Here is a 22836-nt window from a genome sequence, read left to right as displayed (position 1 = left end):
GACCGCGAGCGGCGCCGTTCAGCTCCGGCGATATTTGTTGGCGGCACTGAGTGCCTGCTTCTGCTGCTCTTCGTTGAGACCGAGATAGAAGTCTTCGAGCGCGTCGTCTTTCAGACCGGCGCGACGCGAAAGCACATACCATTTCGCCGCCTCGACCGGATTGGGCCGGGTGCCGATGGCGTTGACGTAGAGATGCGAAAGCCGGTTCTGTGCAACCACGTTGCCGCCCTCGGCCGCCCGCCGCATCCAGCCGAAACCCTCTTCGAGATTACGCTCGCCGGCAATGCCCTCGATCATCCAGATCGCGATGTCGAGTTGAGCGGTGTCGTACCCCGCCCGCGCCGCGCGGATCAGCCATTCGCGCGCCCGCGTCCGCTTGCTTTCCTCGATGCCATCGACATTGACCAGGATCTGCGACAGCGCATATTGCGCATCCGCGATGCCCTGTTCGGCCGACTTTTCGTAATAGGGCATCGCCAGTTTCAAACCCTTGGGTCCGGGATTGTCGGCGACGAGCGTCTGGCCGTAGTTGAATTGCGCCGAGCCATTGCCGAGATCGGCCGCCTTCTTCATCAGCTCTTCGGATTTCTTCCGGTCGCGCTTGACGTAACGGCCCTCCATCAGGATCAGCGCGTATTTGAACATCGCGGCCGGATCGCCTTTTTCCGCGGCCTGAGCGTACCAGAAGGCAGCCTGCTGGGGATTGCGCACGACGCCCAGTCCCTGCTGCAGGATCTCGGCGATCAGGGTCTGCGCCGCCGGGTCGCCAAGCTGCGCGCGCGGCAGCGCCAGATCCATCGCGGTCAGGTAGTAGCCGCGCTGGAACGCGCCATAGGCATCGTCGACCTTGCCGGTAAAGGGCTTTTCCGCTGGCAGTGCCGGCAATTCGGCACCCATGCGATCGAAAACAGTGACGCCGGACGATGGGACAGAGCCGTCGGCCGGCTTCTTATTGGGGCCGACAGCGGACTTGTCGTCTTTCTGGTCGGTCGGCGTCGCGCCCTCCGGCATCGCCGCCCCGTTGAAGGGCGTGATGCGGCCGCGCTTTTCGACGCCGGCGTCCTCGCCACTCTTCTGCTCCTGCGCATGCGCAGGCATAGCCAGGGCGACGGCCATGGCAACAAGGGAAAAACCTCGACTCAATCTGGAAGGCAGACGGCTCAACATCGAAACGTCTTAATCTTCAAACCGTGGCGCTTTTTCGTCAAGAAGTGCGTTGACCGCAGCAACGACGGAAGGCGCCTGGCCGGGTTCGCCGAAGACGGCAAGACGAAGCGCCACGAACTCAGCACCGGTCTCCGCCACCGCAAGTGCCGATTGCGGGTCCGTGCCGCCCATGACGATGCAGGGAATCTCGATCATCGACGCCCACCATTCGGCCAGCGCCAGGTTCTTCGGATGCGCCTCCGGCTTGATGTCGCCATCCGTCTTGCCGAAGAACACGTAGTCCGGGCGCACTTCGCCGATTTCCAGCGCGTGGTGACGGTCGGCCGCATTGCCCCCGCCGACGATCAGCTTCGGCGTGTGCTTCTCGACCGCCTCACCCAGCACTTCCGCATTGCCGGCAACGTGCAGGCCGTCGGCCTTGGCACGTCCGGCCACGCGGGAGTCACCCTCGATGAGCGCGGCGGCGCCGGCCTCCTGGATCACCGGCACCAGACGCTCGGCGTGCTTCTGGAACTCGGAGTCATCAAGTGCGTATTGCGGCACGATCACCGAGGCGACGTCGCCGCCCTTCAGGGCATCGGCGAGCACGTTTGCGCGTTCCGCCGCATCGGGCATGTCGGGCGCGATCAGCACCAGGCGGCAACGTTCTGTTGTCATATCAAGACATCCATTTCCGGCTGCATCCGCCAGGATGGCGAAACCAGCGCTCGATTTCATTTGGGAAAACCGATAGACGGAGACTGCAAAAGGATCAACCGCCCCCCATGCTTCCTGATCTCGACTTCTATCTTATCGCCATTCCGGCAGTTCTGCTCGTTGGCCTCAGCAAGGGTGGCATGGGGGAAGCGCTTTCGCTGATGGGCGTTCCGATCCTGTCGATGGCGGTGTCACCCGTCCAGGCGGCCGCCCTCCTCCTCCCGATCCTGATCGCGATGGATCTCGTCTCGCTTTGGATGTGGCGCAAGCACGGCGATCGCACCACCCTCTTCATGCTGTTGCCCGGCGCCATCGCCGGCATCTTCATCGGCTGGGCGACCTCGGCCTACGTCTCGCGGGACCTCCTTCGCCTGATCATCGGCCTGATCACCGTGCTCTTCGTGCTGCGATACGTCTACAATGTCTGGCGCACGCGCCTTGGCATCACCATCGCGCCGAAGAAGCAGCGGGCCGGTCCCGCAGCACTCTGGGGTTCCTTTGCCGGTTATGGCAGCTTCGTCGCCCATGCCGGGGGCCCGCCTTTCCAGATCTACGCGCTGCCGCTGCAGCTCGACCCGCGCGAATACACCGGCACCATCGTGCGCTTCTTCGCGATCCTGAATGCGGTGAAGCTCATCCCCTATTTCGCGCTCGGGCAACTGGATCTGAGCAACCTGAAAATCTCGGCGACGCTATTTCCGCTCGCCATTGTCGCAACCATGTGCGGCGCCTGGATCGTTCGCCGCATGAAGCCGCAGATCTTCTACCCCTTCATGTATACCATGGCCTTCATCGCGGGCTCGAAACTGCTTTGGGACGGTATCAACAGCCTGGCCGCAGGCGGGTGAGCCGCGGACCCAAGTATTACGGAAATATTGCAAAGCAAAATTAGCATTTCGCATCGCACAAATTTCTTGCTGCTTCGCAAAATTTCGCCTAACGTCCGCGCATGACGATCGCGGACCCTTTCGATGCCATTGCGGACCCGAACCGGCGCCACCTGCTGGAGGAACTGCGGCGCGCGCCGAGAACCGTGAACGAACTGGCGGAGGGCCTGCCGATCAGCCGCCCGGCCGTATCGCAGCACCTGAAGGCCTTGCTGGATTGCAATCTGGTCTCGGTTTCGGCGAGCGGCACCCGGCGGATCTATGCGATCAACCGGCCGGGTTTCGACCGTCTCAATCTGTGGCTCGATCAGTTCTGGTCCTGAGCCCGGCGGCGCGAACGCTGCGCCCGAAAGAAACAGACCGGGCGTCAAGCCCGGTCCAAAATTCCGTATATTCCACTGTGGGGGGATTGGTTCTAAACCTTGTTGCGCCTACTCAGAGGGGAGATGGCGCCTCCCGATAGTCCTGGGAAATACCGTTGATAATCAGTGAGTCGAGGAACGAAGCCTTTCGATTTCGTCCTTGATGCGCAGCTTCCTCCGCTTGATGTCGTTGATCAGTTCGTCTTCCACCGACGGCTGATTCAATGCCGCATGGAGCTCCTGCTCCAGGACGCCATGTTTTTTCTCAAGCGTTGCAAGATGAGCCTCAACAGTCATTTGGCAGTCCCTTCCTTTTGCTTGCATCCGGCATGCGAATGCCGGATGTTCCATGGTTTGTAACCTTACTACTGTGCCATGCCATTTTTCATTTGTCGAAGGCGAAATGATGACGTCGGATAACTTCCCGTTACCGCCCAAGATGTGATAGAGCGACGCATGGAATTCCGGTTCGAGGAGGACTTCGCAACCGGGCTGATGGGGATCGCTTTGCATGCCGGACCAGGACCAGGCCGAACTCAGACTGACCGCCGCGCGGCTGAGGCAGGAACATGAAGACTACGACGCTGCCATCAACGCTATGATCGAGACCGGCTGCGACGCGCTGAGAATCCAGCGCATGAAGAAGAAGAAGCTGGCGATCAAGGACAAGATCAGCAAGATCGAAGACCAGATCATCCCCGACATCATCGCCTGAACGCGGAACAGGACAGACGTGATCGACACCACGACCCCACCCGTCGCCATCATCATGGGAAGCCAGTCGGACTGGGAGACGATGAAGAACGCCGCCGACACGCTCGACGCGCTCGACATTGCCTATGAGGCTCGCATCGTTTCCGCCCATCGCACGCCCGATCGGCTGGTCAATTTCGCCAAGGGCGCTCGCGACGAGGGCTTCAAGGTGATCATCGCCGGCGCCGGCGGCGCTGCCCATCTGCCGGGCATGTGCGCCTCAATGACGCCGCTGCCGGTCTTCGGCGTGCCGGTGCAGTCGAAGGCGCTTTCCGGCCAGGACAGCCTGCTCTCGATCGTGCAGATGCCCGCCGGCATCCCCGTCGGGACGCTGGCGATCGGCCGCGCCGGCGCCGTCAATGCCGCGTTGCTTGCTGCAGCCGTGCTCGCGCTCAGCGACGACGATCTCGCCGACAGGCTCGACGACTGGCGCGAACAGCAGACGATTTCGGTCGCCGAATACCCGGTGGACCAGGCATGACCACCATCGGCATTATCGGCGGCGGCCAGCTCGGCCGCATGCTGGCGATGGCAGCTGCCCGATTGAACTTCCGCACCGTGATCCTCGAGCCGCAGGTCGACTGTCCGGCGGCACAGGTGGCGAATGAGCAGATCATTGCTGCCTATGACGACGAAGCCGCGCTCAGCCAGCTCGCGACCGTGAGCGACATCATCACCTACGAATTCGAGAATGTGCCGGTCGCGGCCGCCGAACGGCTCGCCGCGAAACGACCTGTCTTCCCGCCGCCGAAGGCGCTGGAAGTCGCGCAGGACCGCCTCGTCGAAAAACGCTTCATCAATGACTGCGGCATTGCGACGGCGCGTTTTCACGCCGTCGACAGCCAGGCCGATCTCGAAGCAGCACTCGCCGATTTCGGCGGATCGGGCGTGCTCAAGACCCGTCGCCTTGGCTATGACGGCAAGGGACAGCGCGTGTTCCGCTCCGCAGCCGACAGTCCTGCCGGCGCCTTCGCGGAGCTGGGCGGCGTGCCCCTGATCCTGGAGAGCTTCGTACCCTTCGAACGGGAGATCTCGATCATCGCCGCCCGCTCCACCGATGGCACGGTCGCCTGCTTCGATCCGGCCGAGAACGTGCATCGCAACGGCATCCTCCACACCTCGACGGTACCGGCAGCACTCGGCGACGGCACGGCGGACGCGGCCCGCAAGGCCGCCAAGGCGATCCTCGATGCACTTGGTTATGTCGGCGTCATCGGCGTCGAATTCTTCGTACTTGCCGACGGCAGCCTGATCGCCAACGAGATGGCGCCGCGCGTGCACAACTCCGGCCATTGGACGGAGGCGGCCTGCGTCGTCTCGCAGTTCGAGCAGCATATTCGTGCCGTCTCGGGATTGCCGCTCGGCAATCCCCGCCGCCATTCCGACTGCGTCATGCAGAACCTGATCGGCGACGACCTCAACGATGTCCCGGCATGGCTTGCCAAGGACGATGTTCTGGTGCACCTCTATGGCAAGATCGAAGCGCGCGCCGGCCGCAAAATGGGCCACGTCACACGGCTCGTCCGCGGCTGAAGACCGCAGAAATGCGGGGCAAGACGCCAAAATGGAGCGTCTTGTGGTTGACACCTTAGGGGGGACACGGTATGTGCCATCCCACCTTAAAGGAGCGCGCTGAACGGCGCGCTTTTGATTGTTAGAAGATACCGGGCGAATTTTCGTTCCCCGAAACCTGCGGATCAGGAAAATGAAGATCAAGAATTCGCTCAAGTCGCTGAAGACCCGTCACCGCGAAAACCGTCTGGTTCGTCGCAAGGGCCGCATCTACATCATCAACAAGTCGAACCCGCGCTTCAAGGCTCGTCAGGGCTGATCTAAGCCGGGTGGCAGACATCGCTTCGGCGATGTCCCAAAATTGATTATGAAGTTGATCCATGGCGGGCTAACATGCTCGCCATGCGAGTTTTTGTACCCCTGATTCTGGCGTGTTCCGCCCTGCTCGCCACCTCCATCGGAGCTGGCAGTTTCTCCTTCGCGGCGGAAGCATCGACCCAAACGGAATCGGCCAGCCTCACCACACCCAAGCAACGACTGGACGGCCTGTTCGCGGACCTCAAGAAGGAACGCGATGCCGACAAGGCGCGTGAACTCGCCAACCAGATCCGTGTTGAATGGCAGGATTCCGGCAGCGCCACCGTCAATCTCCTGATGCAGTGGGCCGACAAGGCCATCACCGACAACAAGCAGGCGGCGGCGCTCGACATCCTCGATCAGGTGATCACGCTTGCGCCCAACTATGTCGAAGGCTGGAACCGTCGCGCGACCCTGCATTACACGATGGGCAACTATCGGAAATCGATGTCGGACATCAACCGCGTGCTGACGATCGAGCCTCGTCATTTCGGCGCGCTTGCCGGCATGGCAGCGATCCTCGGCGCCTCCGGCAAGGACGAGCTCGCCATGCGGGCATGGGAGCAGTTCCTGGACATCTATCCCGCCGATCGCAAGGCGCAGGAGCAGCTGGGCGAGCTCGCCGAGAAGCTCGCCGGCAGCAAGACCTGACTGAACGCGACACACTCGACCCTAGCCTTCAATGCCCCTCTGCACCAATGAAAGCACTCTTCTCGAAGTAGCGACAGCCGCTCGGCGTTTCATTGAGCCGATCTGGCTGGAATGGCACCGGGCTTGGGGTGGCGATCTCCCCGCGATCGCTTCACAATGGACCTGCGGCCGCTCGAGCCTGTTCCTGGCACGTGTCTTGATTGCCCAAGGCCTCGATGCCCATTGGGCCTCTGGAGCGCCGCGGAGTGCGCCTTCCGGGCCTGACATCGGCCCCTACGGCTTCTTCTGCGGGGAACGCTGGCAAAGCCATGCCTGGGTCGAATGCGGCGATTACATCGTCGACATCACCGCCGATCAGTTCGGCGCCCCTCCGGTGCTCGTTGTCGACAGCACGGACACCCGCTACAACAAGGGCGACCGGGATACCGCGCTGCCTGAGTTCGTGCTTGCCCGCCAGCGCGCCGTTGACGCCATCTGGCCACGATGGCAGTCGATGGGCTCCCCTGCCCCTGAAGGCTCGCCAACGCAGACGCCTTGACGGGCCTACGGACGCCGGAAGACAGATTGAGACAATGGTACCAGCCACATTCCTGCTCATTGGACTAGCGCTCGTCGGCATTGCCTACAGCCTCTGGCACGCGCGAGCCTTCACCCGGCGGTTTCCGAATGCCGGCGAACTGATCGACATCGGCGGTTATCGCATGAACAGCGTGCACCTGCCGGCAGGCGAGCAGGCCGATCTCCTGCCCGTCATCTTCATCCATGGCGCCAGTGGCAATCTGCTCGATCAGTTGCATGCCTTCGCCCCAGCCCTTGATGGCCGCGCCGAGATGCTGTTCGTCGATCGTCCGGGTCACGGCTACTCCGAGCGGGGCGGAGCGGAAAACGACCTTCCGGACGGCCAGGCGACGGCGATCGCAAAGCTGATGGAAAAGCGCGGCATCCGTCGCGCGGTCATCGTCGGCCATTCCTTCGGCGGCGCCATCGCTGCGAGCTTCGCCCTGCATCACCCGGAAAAGACGGCCGGCCTCATCCTGCTGGCGCCCGCGACGCACCCCTGGCCAGGCGGCATCGAATGGTACTATCGCCTCACGGCGCTCCCCCTCGTCGGCTGGCTCTTCGCCCATACGCTGGTGACGCCCCTGGGGCAGCGCCGCATCGAAGGCGGCACACACTCGATTTTTTCACCCAATCCGCGGCCCGACGACTACATCGACAAGACCGGCCCGCATCTGGTGCTGCGTCCGGCGACCTTCCGCAACAATGCGCGCGACATAGCCAATCTCCATGCCTATCTGACCGCGACGGCACCCCGCTACCGCGAGATCACGGCACAGACCGTGATCATCACCGGCGATAGCGACGGCATCGTGCTGGCCGACATCCATTCCCGCGGGCTGGCGCGCGATATCCCCGGCGCGGAACTGCTGTGGATCGGCAATCTCGGCCACAAGCCCGACTATGTGGTCACGGACGTGGTCGTGGCTGCGCTCGAAAAGATGGCGGGCCAGCCGACGGATCTCGAGCAAATAAAAAGGCGGGCCGAAGCCCGCCTGATCATGTCGTCCGAAGCCATCGGCCAAGTCTGACCCGCTTCGCACTTTGCCAAGGCTGCATCAGATGCCGCTCATGCCGTCCGAACCGATATAGGCGATGCGCAGCATGTTGGTGGCGCCAGGCGTACCCAAGGGCACGCCGGCAGAGATGATGACGCGTTCGCCGGGCTTGCCGAAGCCTTCGGCCGCAACGATGCGGCAGGCACGGTTGACCATATCGTCGAGGTCCGTCGCGTCCTCGGTGACGACGCAATGCAGGCCCCAGACGACCGAGAGACGGCGTGCCGTCTGGACGATCGGCGAGAGAGCGATGATCGGAACCTGTGGCCGTTCGCGGGCGGCGCGAAGACCGGTGGTGCCGGACGAGGTGTAGCAGACGATCGCGGCAAGACGGAGCGTCTCGGCGATCTGGTGGGCAGCGAGCGAAATCGCGTCGGCACCGGTTGCCTCCGGCGGCGTGCGCTGCGCGTAGATGATGCTGGAATAGTGCGGGTCGCGCTCGACGTTGCTGGCGATCGACGCCATGGTCGACACGGCCTCCACCGGATACTCGCCCGAGGCCGATTCTGCCGACAGCATGACGGCATCGGCGCCTTCGAAGACGGCCGTCGCAACGTCGGAAACTTCGGCGCGCGTCGGAACGGGTGCGGAGATCATCGATTCCAGCATCTGCGTGGCAACAACCACCGGCTTGCCAGCGCGGCGACACGCGCGCGTCAGCTGCTTCTGCAGGCCCGGCACCGATTCCAGCGGCATTTCGACGCCGAGGTCGCCGCGCGCGACCATCAGCGCGTCCGAAAGCTCGATGATCTCATCAATGCGGTCGAGTGCCTGCGGCTTCTCGATCTTCGACATCAGGCCGACGCGGCCGCGGGCGATCTTGCGGACTTCGGCCAGGTCTTCCGGCCGCTGCACGAAGGAGAGCGCCACCCAGTCGATCTCGCCGGTGGCGAGAACGGCGTCGAGGTCAGCGCGGTCCTTGTCGGTCAGAACACCGACCGCGAGCAGCGTGTCCGGCAAGCTGACGCCCTTGCGGTCCGAAATCTTCGTTCCCGCGACGACCGTGGCCACGATGCTCTTGCCGTCGGTCTTCTCAGCGCGCAGATGCAGCTTGCCGTCGTCGATCAACAGGCGATGGCCGGGCTTGACCGCTTCGAGGATTTCCGGGTGCGGCAGGTAGACGCGCGTGTTGTCGCCGGGCACGTCCTTGTTGTCGAGCGTGAAGGTCTGGCCGACCTTGAGATCCACCTTGCCTTCTGCGAACTTGCCGACGCGCAGCTTCGGGCCCTGAAGATCGGCGAGAATGCCGATCGGCCGACCACAGTGGCTTTCCACCGTGCGGATGCGCTGAACCAGCGTGCGCATCACGTCGTGGCTCGCATGGCTCATGTTGATACGGAACAGATCAGCCCCGGCCTCGTGCAGCTTCTGGATCATCTGCTCATCGGAAGACGCCGGTCCGAGCGTGGCGAGGATTTTGACTTTTCTGTTCCGCTTCATCAATTCTGGCTTTCCTGCGTGCCGGGCGTTTCGGAGAGCTGAACCATCCAGCTCCCTTGCCGCCCCGTGTCGTATTCCTTGAATCCCATGCGCTGGAAGCCGCGGGCGAAGCAGTCCTGAACGCCCGCGATCTTGAACTCGTTCTCGGCGACGCACATGTTGACGTCACCGGTCCAGCGGCCGCCGCGGGCCGCATCTTCCGCGTAGAGATAATAGTATCGTGACTCAAGCTCGCCCTCGATCAGGGTCGCGCAGGTGGTGGCCGGAACCTGCCACCAGCCCTCCGTTACCCAGCCTTCCTTGGCCCGGTAACCGATCGCCACTCCGACGAGATTTTGCGTGCCGTTGCAGACGCGAAAATCGGCGCGCGCTTCATCGGCAAAGAGAAATGAGCTTGAGGTTGCCAGGAAAAACAGGAGGATACCTCCCAGTGTCGTCAGCCCCGGCTTCGCTTTGGAAAAAGGATTTCTGGACACGGTTTCCGATGGAACTCCGTTTTGATTTGCGTGGCACTTTCTTGCGACGGCCAGCCCCGAAAGTCAACGTAACTCTAATCGATTACAATCGGCAAATTGCGTTCAAATTGCGCTAAACAGTTGCGCGTTTCTTGCGATTGACGCGCGTGCGTGCGATCAGCGAGGACGAGGCTAGACAAGAGACTGGACCGGCATGCAACACTATTCTCCCTATGAGATTATCGAAGCCAAGCCTGCAACCGGGCTCGTTTTGCTTGCCGACCACGCGATGAACCGGTTACCGGCCGAGTACGGCAGTCTCGGCCTGCCCGCCTCGGCGTTCGAGCGACATATCGCCTATGACATCGGCGTCGAGGCACTGGTGCGGAAACTCTCGCGAATGCTCGATGCGCCGGCCGTGCTCGGTTGCTTCTCCCGCCTGCTGATCGATCCCAATCGCGGCGAGGACGACCCGACGCTGGTCATGAAGATCTCCGACGGCGCGATCGTGCCCGGCAACCACCCAATCAGCGCAGAGGAATGGGAGAACCGGCTGAACCGGTTCCACCGCCCCTATCATCGCGCCGTTTCCGAGACGATCGGCCGAAGCGCCGAGGCGCATGGCGCGGCACCGCTGGTCATTTCGATCCACTCCTACACACCGGCCTGGAAGGGTGTGGCCCGCCCCTGGCACGCTGCCGTCCTCTGGGACAACGATCCGCGCGCCGTCCTGCCGCTGATCGCGAAACTAGAGGCGTCGGGCGATATCGTCGTCGGCAACAACGAACCCTATGACGGTGCGCTGCGCGGGGATACCATGTTCCGGCACTGCATGATGCCGGGCATTCCCCACGCCCTGATCGAGGTGCGCCAGGACCTGATCGCCGACGAGACGGGCGTTGCTGGCTGGGCCGAGCGGCTGGCGCCAATCCTTGCGGGTCTCAACGCCATGACCGAATTGCATCGCTACGAGCGCCACGCCTCCCGTACCGGCGCCTATTAGAGCTTGGGTCCGGAAGCACGCCGTAACTGAAGAGGATCAACGTCCATGACCGAACTGACCCCGGAGCAGCAGACCGCATTCGAGGCAGCCGCCTTTCGCCGTCTCGTCACCCATCTGCGCGAGCGCGCCGATGTCCAGAACATCGACCTGATGAACCTCGCCGGCTTCTGCCGCAATTGTCTTTCCAATTGGTACCGCGAAGCCGCCGAAGAGGCGGGCGTTGTGCTCGCCAAGGAGGAATCGCGCGAGATCATCTACGGCATGCCCTATGAGGAATGGCGCGAGCGCCACCAGAGGGAAGCGACCGCCGAGCAGAAGGCAGCCTTCGAGATCAACAGGCCGAAGGAATAAGGGCGTTTCGCCGGCGCTTGCCACGGAATTGACCGCGTTGTTGCGCATTGACCCTTGACCTTGGCGGCCGTTTTCGGCACGTCACGGCACCCACGAAATTCAATTCCCCGTATCAAGGAGAAGACCATGTCGGATGCTCACGGCGTCGCACGCGATCAGCTTCGCGCTTTCATCGAGCGGATCGAACGCCTGGAAGAAGAAAAGAAGACCATCGCGGACGACATCAAGGACGTCTACGGCGAAGCCAAGTCCATGGGCTTCGACACCAAGATCCTGCGCAAGGTCATCTCGATCCGCAAGCAGGACCACGACGAGCGCATGGAACAGGAAGCGATCCTCGACACCTACCTCCAGGCGCTCGGCATGGTGCCGGCAGCCGCCGAAGAATAAGCAGGCTTGCAGGGCCGCCGACAGGCGGCCTCGTCCGGACAGCGATGGGGAGCAGGCTGCCCCCGACCCGACCAGAGACGACAGCACTCGAAAGCACGATACAGAATCAAAAAGCCCGCCGGTTCGGCGGGCCTTTTCGTGTCTGCTGTTCGGCCGAAGCTCAGTTCGTGCTGAACTTCTTCACTTCCATGAAGTTGACCGCATTGCCGCTGAAGCGGGCCGTGTCCACCGTGCCAGCGCCGTTCGAGAAGCCGGCGGCATAGACCGTGGTCGGTGCGGTGCGGAGCGACTTGCTGACGAAGCGCGGCGCCTTGACCGGCTTGGAGAGCGTCGCCACACGACCCGTCGTCAGCGCCCATTCGGAAATGATCTTCTGGGTCAGCTTCGGCTCGGTGCGGACCGACGAGCGGGTCGCTGCGTCGGCGTCGTTCTTCTTCGGTCGACCGCCCTTTGCCGGCGCTTCGGCCTGCGTGTCGAAGGCGTTGTCGAAGACGGCCGCACGGGCGTTCGTGTTCGACTGCGGCGCATAGGCCGCCATTTCGATCGGCTGTTGCGATACCGGCTCGCGCTGGGCCGGCGTCGGAGCAGCAAGCGCCACACGGGTCGCAGCCTCGGCGGCAACGTCACGCGGCGGCTCTGTGGACGCAACCACCGGGCGCTCCGCGAAGGATGGAACCACGACCTGCGCATCGGCAACGGCGGCAAGGGCCGCGTCACCCGCAGGTCGCATCGCCGGAACCGGAACGAAACCAAGCGCCTGCACATCCGCGGAAGGATCGGCCGAAGCGACAAGCGTATTCATGTCGCGACGGTCAAGCATCTGCGGCACCGGCACCTTCATCGAGCCGAGATCGGCGAATTCGCTCGGCATTTCCGTGGTCTGCGGCAGGGCAGCAGCAAGCGCATCCTGGGCCGCGTTCTTCTGCGGCGCCACCAGCGCAACGGCTACGCCGCCATCGGCCGGCGCATCCTTGAAGGCAGGACGAACGGCCGGAACCGGTGCATTGATGTTCTGTTCGGCTGTTGCAGTGGCAGCAGCTGTCGGTTCGGCAGCAACCGAGCCGGCGACACCTGGCAGCGCTTCTTGGGCAGCAGGAGCGGAAGCCGTCTGTACCTTGGCCGGCGCAGCGCCGCCTTCATCGTCAGCGCCAGGACCGGCTGCGATCGCCGAGGGTTCTTCATCCTCGTCGCCGCCACCACCGCCAAAGAGCATGGCGAACAGGTTGCCGCGACGCTTGCCGCTTGCGCTATCGCCAGGACCGGTTGCGCCGCCACCGGCGACTTCGATCGCCGAGGCACCGACGCGACGTTTGTAGTCGGCGACCGCCTGGTCATAACCCGGAAGCGGCTTGCCGTCGGACGGCAGATGCATGGTCTTGCCATCAGGGAAGAGGCGTGCGAGTTCGGCGCGGCTCATGCGCGGCCAGGCGCGAACGCCGCCAACATCCATGTGAACGAAAGGCGAGCCGGAGGTCGGGTAATAGCCGACGCCACCCACCTGGAACTTCACGCCGATTTCGCGCAGCGTCTTCAGCTTCACGTCGGGAAGGTAGAAGTCCATCGCCTTGCCGAGCATGTGCTGGCTCTTCTTGGCGACGCCCTTCGAGCGCGAACGCAGCATGCCGTTGGTTGCCGGCGAACGATAGGCCGAGACGACGTGGATATAATCGCGCGAACCGCTCTTCTGGTAGACTTCCCAGACGAGGTCGAGCAGGCGCGGGTCCATCTTGGTCGGTTCGTTGCGACGCCAGTCGCGAAGGAATCGGTTGATCTCCTGCAGGCCCTTGGTGTCGTAACGGCCATTGCGCTTGAAGGTGATCTGCGCCTTTTCCTGGGTATGAATGAAATAGAGTTTCAGTGTCCGGGTCTGGCCCGCGGCCTCTACGGGAGGCGCGAAACCTGGCGTCACGAGGGAAGCCGCAATAGCAACGGATGTAAGAACCTGCGGCACCTTACGGGTAAAGGCCGCGCAGACTCTCGCTAAGGAGCCGAGCGGCTTCTTAAAACCGAACAAATTTGGCATTCAATCCCCGTCCGACGGACAACCGTGCTTCGCTGTCTCAGATGACTGTCAAATAAGGTGACAGCATGGCAAATATGCCACAGTCGTCACCGCCCCTTATAATATAGTGAACACTTCACTAACAAGGTCTAAACGGCGGTGACTGAATAGCAGGGCTAATGAATTGTGAATGCGTCGATTTTATGCCGCCTCCCTCAATGGGTTCTCGGGATCGATGCCATAATCCTTCAGCTTGCGGTAGAGAGTAGACCGGCCGATGCCGAGCTTGCGAGCCACCTGGCTCATCTGTCCGCGGTAGAATTTCAGCGCAAAACGAATCAGTTCCTCTTCCACTTCGGCGAGCTTACGGACGTCACCACCCTCGTCGACGCTGGCGATCGCGTTGTCCATCCGCGGGTCGTGCCCGGCATCGCCTTCCATCGATTTCGCCGCACTCGCGAAGTCCGGATAGACATTCGGCACCTGTTCCGCCGGCCCGCTTTCCCGTTCCGGACCGGCTTCGCCCCAGGAGAAGCCGGAGCGGTCGGAAACGACGTAGCCCGGGATCTGGGTGGCGATCTGCGGAAAATCCTTCACCGTCAGCTCGTTGCCTTCGGCAAGCACAACAGCCCGGAAGATCGCGTTTTCGAGCTGCCGGATGTTGCCTGGCCAGTCATAGGCAGTCAGCAGCGCCAAGGCGCCGCTCGAAATGGCGAGCGGTGTGTGCAGGCGCTGCTCGGCGGCAAAACGCTCGACGAAGGAACGCACCAGAACCGGGATGTCTTCCTTGCGCCGACGCAGCGCCGGGATGGTGATCGGGAAGACGTTGAGGCGGTAATAGAGGTCCTCGCGGAACCGGCCCTCGCGCACTTCGTTGATCAGGTCCTTGTTGGTGGCCGAGATCAGCCGCACATTGACCCGGTGCGGATGGCGCGCGCCGATCGTCTCGATCTCGCCCTGCTGCACGGCACGCAACAGCTTCACCTGGACTTCGAGCGGCAGGTCGCCGATCTCGTCGAGGAACAGGGTGCCGCCGTCGGCATCGACGAACTTGCCGGTGTGTTTTTCCGTCGCGCCGGTAAAGGCGCCCTTTTCGTGGCCGAAGAGAATGCTCTCGACCAGGTTATGCGGGATCGCGCCACAATTGACGGTGACGAAGGGCTTGCCGACCCGGTCGCTCGCCGACTGGATGGCGCGGGCCACCATTTCCTTGCCGACGCCGGACTCGCCTTCGAGCACGATCGGAATGTTGGACTGGGCGGCACGGCGCGCCAGGTCGATCACCCGGATCATCGCCGGGCTTGCCGAAACGATGTCCTCGAAGCCGACGGCGCCGCCGCGCGGACGGCGCGAGGTTTTGACCTTGCCGTCGCGGCTCGCCATCTTCAGCGCATTGCTGATCGCGACCGACAGCCGCTCCGGAGAGACGGGCTTCACCAGGAAGTCGAAGGCACCCGCCTGCATCGCGTGAACCACGGTTTCGATGCCGCCCTGGCCGGTCTGTACGATGACAGGCATATCGACGCCGCGCTCGGCCAGCGCTTCAAGGAAGCCGTGCCCGTTCATTTCCGGCATCAACAGGTCGAGCAGAATGACATTGATCATGCCGCCCTTGCGCTCCAGGAGCTCCAGACCGCTGCGGCCATTGTCGGCGAGATGCGCTACATGGCCGAGACGCTCGATCATGTTCGTCAACAACCGGCGCTGCACCGGATCGTCATCAATGACCAGAATATGTGATGTCACGGAAGCCTCCTGCTTTGGACACGCAGTACTATTTGGCCAACCTCATGTGCCAAATGACGTCAGGCATCTGTGCCATAAAGGGCTGAACATCATGTTTTGAGAAATGCTTGCATTTTATCCATTGCCGGCGATAGCAATGGAACCCATATCGCTTGCCTTCTTCCTGTCACGAACGAGAGAAATCCGACGATGACCTTCCGCCCCTTCGCTCCCGAGCAATCCGCTGTCCGCGCCGCCGCCGGGCAATCCCATGGCGCTACCGCGGATCTCGGCGACCTGCCCTCCTGGCGGCTCGAAGATCTCTATCCGTCGGCCGCATCGGATGCCTTTCGCAACGACCTGAAAAAGGCCGAGACCGAAGCGACCGCCTTCGAAACCAAGTGGAAGGGCAAGCTGGCCGAGGCCGCGACGAAGCGTGGTGACGACGGCATCGGCGCCGCCGTCCGGGAGTTCGAAGCGCTCGAAGATGTCATGGGCCGCATCGCTTCCTTTGCCGGCCTCACCTATTTCTCGGACACGTCCAAGCCCGAGAACGGCAAGCTTTATGGCGACGTACAGTCGAAGCTCACCGACATGTCGGCGCATCTGCTGTTCTTCTCGCTGGAGCTCAATCGGATCGATGACGCGGTCCTCGACAAGGCGCTGGAAAACGATACGCTTGCCGCGCACTACAGGCCCTGGCTGACCGACCTGCGCATGGACAAGCCCTATCAGCTCGACGACAAGCTGGAGCAGCTTTTCCTGGAAAAATCGATGACGGGTGCTGCCGCCTTCAACCGGCTGTTCGACGAGACGATGACGAGCCTCACCTTCAGCGTCGATGGCGAAGCGCTGCCGCTGGAAGTCGCCCTGAACCTGTTGCAGGATCCGGCGACAGAGGTCCGCAAGAAGGCGGCGATGGCGCTTGCCGAAACCTTCAAGGCCAATATCCGCACCTTCACGCTGATCACCAACACGTTGGCCAAGGACAAGGAAATCTCCGACCGCTGGCGCGGTTTTCAGGACATCGCCGACAGCCGCCATCTGGCGAACCGCGTCGAGCGCGAAGTTGTCGATGCGCTGGCCGAAGCCGTCAAATCCGCCTATCCGCGCCTGTCGCATCGCTACTACACGATGAAGGCAAAATGGCTCGGCATGCAGGAGATGGATTTCTGGGATCGCAATGCGCCGTTGCCGGAAACGCCGAACGCGCTGATTTCCTGGAACGAAGCCAAGGACACGGTGCTCTCTGCCTACAAGGCCTTCGATCCGGAAATGGCTGCGATCGCCCGCCGCTTCTTCGACGAGAGCTGGATCGACGCGCCGGTGCGGCCGGGCAAGGCACCGGGCGCCTTCGCCCATCCGACGGTACCATCCGCGCACCCCTACGTGCTCGTCAATTACATGGGCAAGCCGCGCGACGTCATGACGCTCGCACACGAACTCGGCCACGGCGTGCACCAGGTGCTGGCCGGGGGACAGGGCGCGCTGATGGCGTCTACTCCGCTGACCCTGGCCGAAACCGCGTCCGTGTTCGGCGAGATGCTGACCTTCCGCGCGCTGCTCGACCGGACGAAGGACAAGCGCGAGCGCAAGGCCATGCTTTCCCAGAAGGTCGAGGACATGATCAACACGGTCGTGCGCCAGATCGCCTTCTACGAGTTCGAGCGCAAGGTCCACACTGCCCGCAAGGAAGGCGAACTGACGGCTGACGACATCGGCAAGCTGTGGCTGTCGGTGCAGAACGAGAGCCTCGGGCCGGCGATCCGAATCTCCGAAGGCTACGAGACCTATTGGGCCTATATCCCCCACTTCGTCCACTCGCCTTTCTACGTCTACGCCTATGCCTTCGGCGACTGCCTGGTGAACTCGCTCTACGCCGTCTACCAGAACGCCGAAAAAGGCTTCCAGGAGAAGTACTTCGAACTGTTGAAGGCCGGCGGCACCAAGCACCATTCCGAGTTGCTCGCGCCCTTTGGCCTCGATGCCACCGATCCGTCGTTCTGGGCACAGGGACTGTCGATGATCGAAGGGCTCATCGACGAACTCGAGGCGCTTGATAAGGCCTGATCCGGGCACAGGTCCGGATCACGGCGCGATCGACAAGACGACTTTATGAGCGACACCGCACCCTATGTGCTGTTCCGGGACGACAGCGAAAACCGCACCACGGTTTTCGCTGAGCCTTCGCGCATCGTCACCGCGCGCACGAAAGCCGAATTCACCCGCGGCCTTGCCGAGCTCGAGCGCGCCCACAAGGCGGGCAAGTGGCTCGCCGGCTTCATGTCCTACGAGGCCGGCCACCTCTTCGAGCAGAAACTCGCAAGGTTTGCCGAGGAGGGCCGCGAAACGCCGTTGATGTCCTTCGGCATCTTCGACGCGCCCTCGGAAGACCATCCCCTCGCCGAGCCGCAGCGCCGGACCGAGAACGAACCCTTCCTCGCTGAGCCACGCGCGGGCTGGGACTTCGGCACCTACCGCGAGCGCTTCGATCGTCTGCACCAGCATCTGCGCCAGGGTGATTGCTACCAGGCCAACCTGACGATGCCGATCCGTGCCCGCTGGTCTGGCGATCCGCGCGCCGCCTTCTGGTCGCTGATCGACCGCCAGCCGGTGAAATACGGGGCGCTGGTTGCGCTTGACGGGCCGGTCCTCCTGTCGCGTTCGCCGGAACTCTTCTTCCGCGTCGATGCGGACGGCTGGATCGAGACGCACCCGATGAAGGGTACGGCCAAGCGCGGCGCCTCTGCGGCCGAAGACGCCGAGATCATCGCGACCATGCGCGCCGACGAAAAGACCCAGGCTGAAAACCGGATGATCGTCGATCTCCTGCGCAACGACATCTCGCGTATCACCGAAGTCGGCACGCTGAGCGTCCCCAAGCTCTTCGAAATCGAGACCTACCCGACCGTGCACCAGATGGTGAGCCATGTTCGGGCAAAGCTCCTGCCCGAGATCGGTATCGAGGACATCTTCGCCGCCCTGTTCCCCTGCGGCTCGATCACCGGCGCGCCGAAGATGCGGGCCATGGAAATCCTGCACGACCTCGAAGACGGACCGCGCGACGCCTATTGCGGCGCCATCGGCTTCATCGCCCCGAGCGGGATCATGCGCTTCAGCGTCGCCATCCGCACGATTTCGCTTTTCCCCAACGGCGAGGCTATCTTCAATGTCGGCGGCGGCATCGTCTTCGACAGCAACGCCCAATCCGAATATGACGAATGCCTGCTGAAGGCCCGCTTCGCCATTGGCGACGACAAGATCGCGCTCGGCGACGACAAGATCGCGCTGGGCGATGACGAGATCGCACGATGACGGACTTCTCGCTGATCGAAACGCTGCGCTACGAGCCCGAAAACGGCTTCGTCCGATCGCGCCTGCATTTGGCGCGGCTGAAGCGATCGGCGCGACGTCTCGGCATTCCAGGAGCGGAAGGCGCAGAAGCGGCCCTGTTGGCAGCGGTGGAGAGCGGCGACGACAAGCTCGTACTCCGCGTGCGGCTCGAGCTTTTCCCCGACGGACGCATCGAGGTAAAGGCCGCACCGTTCGTACCGTTGTCGGACGATACGATCTGGCGGGTGCGGATCGCCGCCACCCGGCTCAACTCGCGTGATCCGCTGCTGCGCTACAAGACCAGCCGCCGGGCGGCCTATGAAACGGCCCGTGGCGAGTTCGCAGCAAGCGAGGCTGACGAGGTTCTTCTGCTCAACGAGAAGGGCGAGGTCTGCGAAGGCACGATCACCTCGGTTTTCCTCGACGACGGTAGCGGTGTCCTGAAGACACCGCCGATCGCCTGCGGCCTGCTCGCCGGTGTGCTTCGTACCGAACTCATCTGCCAACGACGCGCGCGGGTAGCGCGCCTTTCGCCGGCGGATCTCACAAGCGGAACGGTCTATGTCGGCAATTCGCTACGCGGTATGATCCGGGTGAGACTCCTGGTCTGAACCGGGAAGCGTGTAGCGTCTGACACGATCCCGCCCATCGCGCTTGGCGAGGTAGAGCGCCTGGTCGGCGCGCGCATAGAGATCGCTGACGGAATCGCCATCACGATATTCCGCAAGCCCGACCGAACAGGTGTAGAAGAACTCCGGAATATTCTCGAGCGGCCGGGAGCTTCTGACCCTTTCGAGCAGACGGTCGAGAATGCGATTGCCTTCGCTGATGGTGGTATCAGGCAGGATGAGCATGAATTCCTCACCGCCGATCCGGCCGAAGCAATCCGAGCGGCGCACGAATTCCTGCATTTGACGCGCGAAATCGAGCAGAACCTCGTCGCCGCGCTGGTGCCCGTGGCGGTCGTTGATCGCCTTGAAATAGTCGATGTCGATGATCGCGACGCAACCCCACATATGCGGATTTTCGGCACAGTTGGCGATGAATTCAGTCAACCGCCCCATTGTGTAGCGACGGTTGGGCACACTGGTCAGCTCGTCGACCTGGGCCGCCCGAAGCGCGAAATCGCGGTCCTGCCGGAGCTCGCGCTCCCCCGCATGGATGGTGGTGACATCGACGGCAATGCAAAGCATATAGCCGTCGGAATCCACCGTCTCCGTCATCCACAGCCAGCGGCCGTCATGCAAGTCGGTTTCCATGGCACGAAAAGGCACTTTGCCGCGCCGGTGAGCCGTCGAGGCGATCCAGGCGTTGACGTCGTCGGTTTTCAGGACGGTCCCCTGGCCGGCTGCGTAGTTCCGGCGCATGATCTCCGCCCAGGTAGGGCTCTCGTCTGGACCGACGTGATAGGCCGCGCGAAATGCCGTGTTGGCAAATCGCAATCGATCGTGCTGATCGTAGAGCGCGATCAGTACGGGTGTTTTGCTCTGTAAGGCCGCAAGAGCCTTGAGATGACTACCGGTCACGGTCTGTCAGGCCTCCGGGTCGGACAATATCAATCATGGCGCGAAGCGGATGCTTCAGACGAAGCTATAGCACGAAGTGCTTGTGACAAGCGTTTACGCGTGTGAAACGATGGGGATATGGTTAAATCACCGTCTTGGACCGGCCGAAGTGCATGAAGCATACGCGCTACGACGGTTCCTCCAAGCCCTTCACCATCGGCCTTGCCCAACTCGATCCCGATCGCTGGATCGAGCCTGACGAACAGCTACAGCACTAGCTCTCAGAAAAGAAGTGCCTTCTTGCGGAAGCGTGAGGCAGTCGCGGCCCTGCTTTCGATCGCCGGTTAAGCACTATCTCAGATAGCGGTTGACCCGCCGGCTCTTTATTGTGACAGCGATCTATGCTCTACAGCGCCCGCGTGCCGCATTCGGCACCGAAGCCGCTGCGGCACACCCGTCAAGCTGGAACAGCGGCACCAGCCGCTTCCTCATGCTTAGTCACCCACCGTCACAGGAAAGTTTCCTCAGGAGTAAGACAAAAATGGCAGATACCACCTATCCGGTTTACGGCGAGATCACCGGTCCGATCGTCATGATCGGTTTCGGTTCGATCGGTCGCGGCACCCTGCCGCTGATCGAGCGCCACTTCAAATACGACAAGAACCGGTTGATCGTGGTCGAACCCCGTGAGGACGCCGCCGACAACGAGATTTTCGAACGGCATGGCGTACGTCACGTTCGCGCTCATGTGACGAAGGACAACTACAAGGAACTGCTGAAGCCGCTGCTCACCGAAGGCGAAGGCCAGGGCTTCTGCGTCAACCTGTCGGTCGATACCGGCTCGCTCGACCTGATCAAGATGTGCCGCAAGCTCGACGTTCTCTACATCGACACGGTCGTTGAGCCGTGGCTCGGTTTCTATTTCGACGCCGAAATGGACAATTCCGAGCGCACCAACTATGCGCTGCGCGAAACCGTTCGCAAGGAAAAGGAAAAGAACCCGGGCGGCACCACGGCCGTTTCCACCTGCGGCGCCAACCCCGGCATGGTCTCCTGGTTCGTCAAGCAGGGCCTCTTGAACCTCGCCAACGACCTCGGCGTGAAGTTTGAAGAGCCGCATCAGGACGACCGCGAAGGCTGGGCGAAGCTGATGAAAAAGGTCGGCGTCAAGGGCGTGCACATTGCCGAGCGCGACACCCAGCTGACCAAGAAGCCGAAGCCGCTCGACGTGTTCTGGAACACCTGGTCGGTCGAGGGTTTCATCTCCGAAGGTCTGCAGCCGGCCGAACTCGGCTGGGGCACCCATGAAAACTGGATGCCGAAGAACGCCAAGAAGCACAAGAAGGGCTGCAAGGCTGCAATCTACCTGGAGCAGCCGGGCGCCAACACCCGCGTACGCACCTGGTGCCCGACGCCTGGCCCGCAATACGGCTTCCTCGTCACCCACAACGAGGCGATCTCGATCTCGGACTTCTTCACCGTTCGCGATAAGGACGGCGAAGTGACGTACCGTCCGACCTGCCACTACGCCTACCATCCGGCCAACGACGCGGTCCTGTCGCTGCACGAGATGTTCGGCAACGGCGGCAACGCCCAGCCGGTCCATCACGTTCTCGACGAGAAGGAACTCGTTGAGGGCCTCGACGAACTGGGCGTCCTGCTCTACGGCCACGACAAGAATGCCTATTGGTTCGGCTCGCGCCTGTCTCTGGAAGAGACCCGCCGCATCGCTCCCTACCAGAACGCCACCGGCATGCAGGTAACCTCTGCGGTTCTCGCCGGCATGGTCTGGGCGATCGAAAACCCGAAGGCCGGCATCGTCGAAGCCGACGAGATGGACTACAAGCGCTGCCTGGAAGTACAGCTTCCCTATCTCGGTCCGGTTGAAGGCCACTACACCGACTGGACCCCGCTCGACGGTCGTCCGGGCCTGTTCCCGGAAGACATCGACACCAAGGATCCCTGGCAGTTCAAGAACATCCTCGTTCGCTAAGCTTTTGACGTAAAACGTCATCCGGCCCGGGGCACGACCGTGTCCCGGGCCTTTTCATCTGTGCAGGAAAAGGCGCCGGCCGCCCCCTGCCGCTCTTGCTTTCAACTCATGATCGCGGCATGGTCATGCCGGAATGAAACAGTCCGCTCGGCCCAATGCGGGGGAAATCGCCTATGAAGCCATTCGCAGTTCTGACCCTTATCGCAACCGCCGCGGCCTTGGCATCCTGCCAGTCGTCGCCCCGGATCATCGATGAGGGCGGGCCGTCGCGCCAGGCGACCGGCGTCGAAGGCTCCTGGGTAGACCCGAACGGCATCGTCTCGACTTTTGCGGGCGGCACCTTCTCGACCCGCACGACCGACACCAACCAGCTGCTTGCTTCGGGCAACTACATCAAGACGAGCCCGACGCTCGTCGAGATCAACATGACCTCGCTCGTGCGCAATACCCAGTCCAAGGTCGCTTGCGCCCTGGTCACCCAGAACCAGCTCAATTGCACCACCGATGCCGGCGCGCAGTTCTCGCTGGCGCGGCGCGGCTAAAACAGCGCATACGCAAGTATCGAAGCCCCCGATCGGGGGCTTTTTTTGTTGCAGGATCGCAGCTTAACCTCGTTATAAATTGACAAAGCGAGCTTG

Annotated in this window: 25 protein-coding genes and 1 pseudogene; 18 read left to right on the top strand and 8 right to left on the bottom strand. The window is 62.4% G+C overall.

Annotation, left to right across the window (positions count from 1 at the left end; genetic code table 11):
* Positions 1-18: 18 nt before the first annotated feature.
* Together ACTJKM_RS03325 and ACTJKM_RS03320 are read right to left on the bottom strand one after the other, a co-directional pair.
* Complete coding sequence (locus ACTJKM_RS03325) at positions 19-1098, bottom strand: tetratricopeptide repeat protein (protein ID WP_440659924.1); 1080 nt, start codon at positions 1096-1098, stop codon at positions 19-21.
* Between the two features lie 78 nt (positions 1099-1176).
* Positions 1177-1824, bottom strand: coding sequence for a thiamine phosphate synthase (locus ACTJKM_RS03320; RefSeq protein ID WP_057254654.1), 648 nt, complete (start codon positions 1822-1824; stop codon positions 1177-1179).
* A 107-nt stretch (positions 1825-1931) separates the two neighbouring features.
* Between ACTJKM_RS03320 and ACTJKM_RS03315 the strand changes: the two genes are divergently transcribed.
* A complete protein-coding gene (locus ACTJKM_RS03315; RefSeq protein WP_058325903.1) occupies positions 1932-2711 on the top strand; it encodes a sulfite exporter TauE/SafE family protein in 780 nt (259 codons plus the stop codon).
* A gap of 101 nt (positions 2712-2812) precedes the next feature.
* Positions 2813-3073, top strand: a complete 261-nt coding sequence (locus ACTJKM_RS03310; protein WP_057254652.1) for an ArsR/SmtB family transcription factor — start codon at positions 2813-2815, stop codon at positions 3071-3073.
* Positions 3074-3235: 162 nt separating this feature from the next.
* Here ACTJKM_RS03310 and ACTJKM_RS03305 read toward each other — a convergent pair whose 3' ends face one another.
* The gene (locus ACTJKM_RS03305; protein ID WP_082616141.1) at positions 3236-3409 is read right to left on the bottom strand and encodes a YdcH family protein; all 174 of its coding nucleotides are present in this window, start codon (positions 3407-3409) and stop codon (positions 3236-3238) included.
* Positions 3410-3623: 214 nt separating this feature from the next.
* Between ACTJKM_RS03305 and ACTJKM_RS03300 the strand changes: the two genes are divergently transcribed.
* The 7 genes from ACTJKM_RS03300 to ACTJKM_RS03270 all read left to right on the top strand — a co-directional run bounded on the left by ACTJKM_RS03300 (position 3624) and on the right by ACTJKM_RS03270 (position 7974).
* On the top strand, positions 3624-3827 hold the full coding sequence (locus tag ACTJKM_RS03300; protein ID WP_057254651.1) for a YdcH family protein: 204 nt from the start codon (positions 3624-3626) through the stop codon (positions 3825-3827).
* 54 nt (positions 3828-3881) lie between these two features.
* Positions 3882-4346, top strand: coding sequence for a 5-(carboxyamino)imidazole ribonucleotide mutase (gene purE, locus ACTJKM_RS03295; RefSeq protein ID WP_057254831.1), 465 nt, complete (start codon positions 3882-3884; stop codon positions 4344-4346).
* Positions 4343-5398: a 5-(carboxyamino)imidazole ribonucleotide synthase gene (locus tag ACTJKM_RS03290; protein WP_058325904.1), complete on the top strand. Its 1056-nt coding sequence runs from the start codon at positions 4343-4345 to the stop codon at positions 5396-5398. Before purE ends, ACTJKM_RS03290 begins: the two co-directional genes overlap by 4 nt.
* A gap of 172 nt (positions 5399-5570) precedes the next feature.
* Complete coding sequence (ykgO, locus tag ACTJKM_RS03285) at positions 5571-5696, top strand: type B 50S ribosomal protein L36 (protein ID WP_034806120.1); 126 nt, start codon at positions 5571-5573, stop codon at positions 5694-5696.
* Positions 5697-5770: 74 nt separating this feature from the next.
* Complete coding sequence (locus ACTJKM_RS03280; protein ID WP_057254649.1) at positions 5771-6385, top strand: hypothetical protein; 615 nt, start codon at positions 5771-5773, stop codon at positions 6383-6385.
* Positions 6386-6416: 31 nt separating this feature from the next.
* Positions 6417-6923, top strand: coding sequence for a hypothetical protein (locus ACTJKM_RS03275; RefSeq protein ID WP_058325905.1), 507 nt, complete (start codon positions 6417-6419; stop codon positions 6921-6923).
* Between the two features lie 34 nt (positions 6924-6957).
* Entirely contained in the window at positions 6958-7974 is a 1017-nt protein-coding gene (locus ACTJKM_RS03270; protein ID WP_082616139.1) for an alpha/beta fold hydrolase, read from the top strand.
* A 27-nt stretch (positions 7975-8001) separates the two neighbouring features.
* Here ACTJKM_RS03270 and pyk read toward each other — a convergent pair whose 3' ends face one another.
* Both pyk and ACTJKM_RS03260 read right to left on the bottom strand, forming a co-directional pair.
* Positions 8002-9441, bottom strand: a complete 1440-nt coding sequence (gene pyk, locus ACTJKM_RS03265; RefSeq protein ID WP_057254648.1) for a pyruvate kinase — start codon at positions 9439-9441, stop codon at positions 8002-8004.
* The gene (locus tag ACTJKM_RS03260; RefSeq protein WP_057254647.1) at positions 9441-9917 is read right to left on the bottom strand and encodes a DUF1036 domain-containing protein; all 477 of its coding nucleotides are present in this window, start codon (positions 9915-9917) and stop codon (positions 9441-9443) included. The genes pyk and ACTJKM_RS03260 overlap by 1 nt, the downstream gene beginning before the upstream one ends.
* Positions 9918-10110: 193 nt before the next feature.
* Between ACTJKM_RS03260 and ACTJKM_RS03255 the strand changes: the two genes are divergently transcribed.
* From ACTJKM_RS03255 to ACTJKM_RS03245, 3 genes are all read left to right on the top strand, one after another.
* Positions 10111-10899, top strand: coding sequence for an N-formylglutamate amidohydrolase (locus ACTJKM_RS03255; RefSeq protein ID WP_058325906.1), 789 nt, complete (start codon positions 10111-10113; stop codon positions 10897-10899).
* Positions 10900-10944: 45 nt separating this feature from the next.
* Positions 10945-11250: a DUF1244 domain-containing protein gene (locus ACTJKM_RS03250; RefSeq protein ID WP_058325907.1), complete on the top strand. Its 306-nt coding sequence runs from the start codon at positions 10945-10947 to the stop codon at positions 11248-11250.
* 126 nt (positions 11251-11376) lie between these two features.
* Positions 11377-11640: a DUF2312 domain-containing protein gene (locus ACTJKM_RS03245; RefSeq protein ID WP_057254644.1), complete on the top strand. Its 264-nt coding sequence runs from the start codon at positions 11377-11379 to the stop codon at positions 11638-11640.
* Between the two features lie 160 nt (positions 11641-11800).
* On the opposite strand, the gene ACTJKM_RS03240 is transcribed toward ACTJKM_RS03245, so the two are convergent.
* Together ACTJKM_RS03240 and ACTJKM_RS03235 are read right to left on the bottom strand one after the other, a co-directional pair.
* Positions 11801-13663: a DUF882 domain-containing protein gene (locus tag ACTJKM_RS03240; RefSeq protein ID WP_113513258.1), complete on the bottom strand. Its 1863-nt coding sequence runs from the start codon at positions 13661-13663 to the stop codon at positions 11801-11803.
* A 180-nt stretch (positions 13664-13843) separates the two neighbouring features.
* Positions 13844-15388, bottom strand: coding sequence for a sigma-54-dependent transcriptional regulator (locus ACTJKM_RS03235; RefSeq protein ID WP_057254642.1), 1545 nt, complete (start codon positions 15386-15388; stop codon positions 13844-13846).
* A gap of 189 nt (positions 15389-15577) precedes the next feature.
* Here ACTJKM_RS03235 and ACTJKM_RS03230 point away from each other — a divergent pair, with 189 nt between their 5' ends.
* The 3 genes from ACTJKM_RS03230 to ACTJKM_RS03220 are packed head-to-tail and all read left to right on the top strand — an operon-like array spanning position 15578 to position 19311.
* Positions 15578-17437: a M3 family oligoendopeptidase gene (locus ACTJKM_RS03230; RefSeq protein WP_113513260.1), complete on the top strand. Its 1860-nt coding sequence runs from the start codon at positions 15578-15580 to the stop codon at positions 17435-17437.
* Between the two features lie 45 nt (positions 17438-17482).
* On the top strand, positions 17483-18682 hold the full coding sequence (locus ACTJKM_RS03225; RefSeq protein ID WP_058325909.1) for an aminodeoxychorismate synthase component I: 1200 nt from the start codon (positions 17483-17485) through the stop codon (positions 18680-18682).
* Positions 18679-19311, top strand: a complete 633-nt coding sequence (locus ACTJKM_RS03220; protein WP_058325910.1) for an aminotransferase class IV family protein — start codon at positions 18679-18681, stop codon at positions 19309-19311. The genes ACTJKM_RS03225 and ACTJKM_RS03220 overlap by 4 nt, the downstream gene beginning before the upstream one ends.
* Here ACTJKM_RS03220 and ACTJKM_RS03215 read toward each other — a convergent pair.
* Positions 19276-20226 (bottom strand): GGDEF domain-containing protein, encoded by a 951-nt coding sequence (locus ACTJKM_RS03215; RefSeq protein ID WP_057254638.1) that lies wholly within the window; start codon positions 20224-20226, stop codon positions 19276-19278. The genes ACTJKM_RS03220 and ACTJKM_RS03215 overlap by 36 nt on opposite strands.
* A gap of 152 nt (positions 20227-20378) precedes the next feature.
* Between ACTJKM_RS03215 and ACTJKM_RS03210 the strand changes: the two are divergent.
* The 3 genes and pseudogenes from ACTJKM_RS03210 to omp10 form a co-directional block, all read left to right on the top strand.
* Positions 20379-20474, top strand: a pseudogene (locus ACTJKM_RS03210) (heme-dependent oxidative N-demethylase family protein); the annotation flags it as partial.
* Positions 20475-20746: 272 nt separating this feature from the next.
* A complete protein-coding gene (locus ACTJKM_RS03205) occupies positions 20747-22198 on the top strand; it encodes a homospermidine synthase (RefSeq protein ID WP_057254637.1) in 1452 nt (483 codons plus the stop codon).
* Positions 22199-22371: 173 nt separating this feature from the next.
* A complete protein-coding gene (omp10, locus tag ACTJKM_RS03200; RefSeq protein WP_058321013.1) occupies positions 22372-22740 on the top strand; it encodes an outer membrane lipoprotein Omp10 in 369 nt (122 codons plus the stop codon).
* Positions 22741-22836: the final 96 nt, after the last annotated feature.

It is taken from the genome of Ensifer sp. 22460 (assembly GCF_052044935.1).
Taxonomy (GTDB): domain Bacteria; phylum Pseudomonadota; class Alphaproteobacteria; order Rhizobiales; family Rhizobiaceae; genus Ensifer.
This window is presented reverse-complemented; position numbering and strand designations above follow the sequence as displayed.

Coding starts and splice junctions, on each gene's coding strand:
- ACTJKM_RS03325 (WP_440659924.1), bottom strand. CDS start 1,098: ATGCCTGCGCATGCGCAGGAGCAGAAGAGTGGCGAGGACGCCGGCGTC.
- ACTJKM_RS03320 (WP_057254654.1), bottom strand. CDS start 1,824: ATGACAACAGAACGTTGCCGCCTGGTGCTGATCGCGCCCGACATGCCC.
- ACTJKM_RS03315 (WP_058325903.1), top strand. CDS start 1,932: ATGCTTCCTGATCTCGACTTCTATCTTATCGCCATTCCGGCAGTTCTG.
- ACTJKM_RS03310 (WP_057254652.1), top strand. CDS start 2,813: ATGACGATCGCGGACCCTTTCGATGCCATTGCGGACCCGAACCGGCGC.
- ACTJKM_RS03305 (WP_082616141.1), bottom strand. CDS start 3,409: ATGACTGTTGAGGCTCATCTTGCAACGCTTGAGAAAAAACATGGCGTC.
- ACTJKM_RS03300 (WP_057254651.1), top strand. CDS start 3,624: ATGCCGGACCAGGACCAGGCCGAACTCAGACTGACCGCCGCGCGGCTG.
- purE (WP_057254831.1), top strand. CDS start 3,882: ATGGGAAGCCAGTCGGACTGGGAGACGATGAAGAACGCCGCCGACACG.
- ACTJKM_RS03290 (WP_058325904.1), top strand. CDS start 4,343: ATGACCACCATCGGCATTATCGGCGGCGGCCAGCTCGGCCGCATGCTG.
- ykgO (WP_034806120.1), top strand. CDS start 5,571: ATGAAGATCAAGAATTCGCTCAAGTCGCTGAAGACCCGTCACCGCGAA.
- ACTJKM_RS03280 (WP_057254649.1), top strand. CDS start 5,771: ATGCTCGCCATGCGAGTTTTTGTACCCCTGATTCTGGCGTGTTCCGCC.
- ACTJKM_RS03275 (WP_058325905.1), top strand. CDS start 6,417: ATGCCCCTCTGCACCAATGAAAGCACTCTTCTCGAAGTAGCGACAGCC.
- ACTJKM_RS03270 (WP_082616139.1), top strand. CDS start 6,958: ATGGTACCAGCCACATTCCTGCTCATTGGACTAGCGCTCGTCGGCATT.
- pyk (WP_057254648.1), bottom strand. CDS start 9,441: ATGAAGCGGAACAGAAAAGTCAAAATCCTCGCCACGCTCGGACCGGCG.
- ACTJKM_RS03255 (WP_058325906.1), top strand. CDS start 10,111: ATGCAACACTATTCTCCCTATGAGATTATCGAAGCCAAGCCTGCAACC.
- ACTJKM_RS03250 (WP_058325907.1), top strand. CDS start 10,945: ATGACCGAACTGACCCCGGAGCAGCAGACCGCATTCGAGGCAGCCGCC.
- ACTJKM_RS03245 (WP_057254644.1), top strand. CDS start 11,377: ATGTCGGATGCTCACGGCGTCGCACGCGATCAGCTTCGCGCTTTCATC.
- ACTJKM_RS03240 (WP_113513258.1), bottom strand. CDS start 13,663: ATGCCAAATTTGTTCGGTTTTAAGAAGCCGCTCGGCTCCTTAGCGAGA.
- ACTJKM_RS03230 (WP_113513260.1), top strand. CDS start 15,578: ATGACCTTCCGCCCCTTCGCTCCCGAGCAATCCGCTGTCCGCGCCGCC.
- ACTJKM_RS03225 (WP_058325909.1), top strand. CDS start 17,483: ATGAGCGACACCGCACCCTATGTGCTGTTCCGGGACGACAGCGAAAAC.
- ACTJKM_RS03220 (WP_058325910.1), top strand. CDS start 18,679: ATGACGGACTTCTCGCTGATCGAAACGCTGCGCTACGAGCCCGAAAAC.
- ACTJKM_RS03205 (WP_057254637.1), top strand. CDS start 20,747: ATGGCAGATACCACCTATCCGGTTTACGGCGAGATCACCGGTCCGATC.
- omp10 (WP_058321013.1), top strand. CDS start 22,372: ATGAAGCCATTCGCAGTTCTGACCCTTATCGCAACCGCCGCGGCCTTG.